Origin of the sequence: Halorhodospira sp. 9621, from assembly GCF_022228055.1 — a bacterium.
Lineage (GTDB): Bacteria > Pseudomonadota > Gammaproteobacteria > Nitrococcales > Halorhodospiraceae > Halorhodospira > Halorhodospira halophila_A.
This window is the reverse complement of sequence record NZ_JAJNRD010000079.1, coordinates 1-1,777: the sequence shown is the minus strand read 5'-3', so window position 1 is coordinate 1,777 and position 1,777 is coordinate 1. Positions and strand designations below refer to the sequence as shown.

4 protein-coding genes are annotated in these 1,777 nt (G+C 65.7%); all 4 read left to right on the top strand.

The window, feature by feature from the left end:
- Positions 1 to 218, top strand: a 218-nt coding sequence (locus LRF89_RS13140) for a carbon storage regulator (RefSeq protein WP_238637355.1), incomplete at its 5' end; no start/stop codon positions are given.
- Positions 202 to 756 carry a hypothetical protein gene (locus tag LRF89_RS13135; RefSeq protein WP_238637354.1) on the top strand — a complete coding sequence of 185 codons (555 nt, stop codon included), beginning with the start codon at positions 202 to 204 and terminating at the stop codon, positions 754 to 756. The genes LRF89_RS13140 and LRF89_RS13135, both read left to right, overlap by 17 nt.
- A 30-nt stretch (positions 757 to 786) precedes the next feature.
- Positions 787 to 1,566 carry a hypothetical protein gene (locus LRF89_RS13130; RefSeq protein WP_238637353.1) on the top strand — a complete coding sequence of 260 codons (780 nt, stop codon included), beginning with the start codon at positions 787 to 789 and terminating at the stop codon, positions 1,564 to 1,566.
- A gap of 65 nt (positions 1,567 to 1,631) precedes the next feature.
- Positions 1,632 to 1,777, top strand: a 146-nt coding sequence (gene csrA, locus LRF89_RS13125; protein ID WP_238637356.1) for a carbon storage regulator CsrA, incomplete at its 3' end; no start/stop codon positions are given.

Sequence of the window (1,777 nt, the reverse complement as noted above, 5' to 3'; positions counted from 1 at the left end):
CCAGGGATCCAGGGGGAAGGAGGCAGGCGATGCTGGTACTGGATCGACGCGTGGGTGAGCGGCTTTTGATCGGTGAGGACATTGAGCTTGAGGTGATCGATCTCAAGCCGGGGCGGATCCGGCTCGGGATCGAGGCGCCGGAGGCCGTGGTGATCCGTCGCGCCGAGGTGCCCGAGCAGCGCAATGCGAAGGAGTCGAGTGGTGAGCCGCAGGAATGAGTCGATCCGCCCGCTGAGAGGCTTTGAGGATGCGGAGACCTTTGGTGCGTTCTGCCGCGATCTGCTCGACTTTGCGCAGCAGGCGAATGAGCAGATGAACGCCTTCAGCGGGCATCTTGAGCGTGATGAGCGCTCGTGTCGGGATGCGCGGCAGACAGCGTATGTCGCCGAGCACCTGCAGCAGCGGGTGATGGCTACGCGCGTGGAGCTCTCCCTCGATCCGGATGGCGAGCACGACGATGCGCTGCGGGATCTGGCGCGCACGCTCTATGCCGATCAGTTCCTCGCCCGGGAGCTTCGCTACGGGATCAGTCGGCATGCGGCGGGGATCTCCGGGCCGGAGCGGCGTGAGCAGTTTGTGGCCATGAGCCGGATTCTCAGCGCACGCAGCCAGCTCTACCAAGCCGTGGAGGTGCTGCGGCTGATGCTCTTCGAGCACGAGATGGATGTGCGCACCTACGAGGATGAAAACGCTTTATGCCTTGGCGCCTCGCAGGCGCTGCTGCGCAGTCTGGGGTGGTCGGGGCAGGCTGAGTAGTTGGAGGGAGAGGGCAGGATGTCGGCTGACGTGAAGAAATCTGTGTGCGGTGCTCTGCTGGTGATCGTCCTGCTTGCGGGCACGCCGGTGGCGGCCTGGGCCGGCCCGGGGGGCGGGTTCGTGAGCCTGGTGCTTGCGGATTTCGACTACGAGGAGCCGGATGTGATGGAGGAAAGCGGCGGGCTCTACGGCGTGCGGGGCGAGGGGCAGCTGCCCGTGGACCGGGCCCGGTTGCGTTTCGATGGCGAGCTGCTGGTTGGTGGGACGGACTACGAGGGGCAGACCTGGGGCGGTGCGCCGGTTGAGACCGAGACCGGGGATCGGGTGATCAACCTTGGCATGCGGGTGGTTGGCCGCCAGGAGCCGGTGGCCCCGGTGATCGGCATCGGTTACCGGTACTGGGAGCAGGATCTGCGCGGCCCGGGTGGTTACCGGCGGGCGCATCAGTATGTGTATCTGCCGATCGGCATGGAGATTGGGCGCCAGGATACGAGCCGGTTCTGGCCGCCGCAGGCGCGCCTTGAGCTGCGGCATCTGCTCGGCGGGCATGTCGAGTCGGATCTTAGCGACGTGGACCGGCGCTTTGAGGATGCCGAGAACGACCTCGACGGCGGGTTTGGGCTGAAGGCGGAGCTGGTCTCGACGTTCGAGGGCGCCGGACGGCCCTGGCAGCTCGGGGTGTTTGTGCGCTACTGGGAGATCGATGAGTCGGACCCCGAGGTGGTCGATCTCGGTGGCCAGCTGACCGAGGTCTATGAACCCGAGAACGAGACCCGCGTCGTTGGACTGCGTTTTGGAATAGGCCTCTAAGGCCCTGCAGCGGCCCAGGTCACAGGGGGGCGGCTGCTTGGGTGCTAGCGGATTGGGAGAAGTGGATGCTGATTCTGCAACGGCGTGTGAACGAGTCGCTGCGTATTGGTGATGAGATCGAGGTCCGGGTCCTGGGTGTGAAGGGTAGCCAGGTCAAGATCGGGATCGAGGCGCCGGAGTCGGTGCCCATCCGCCGAGAGGAGCTGGAGCC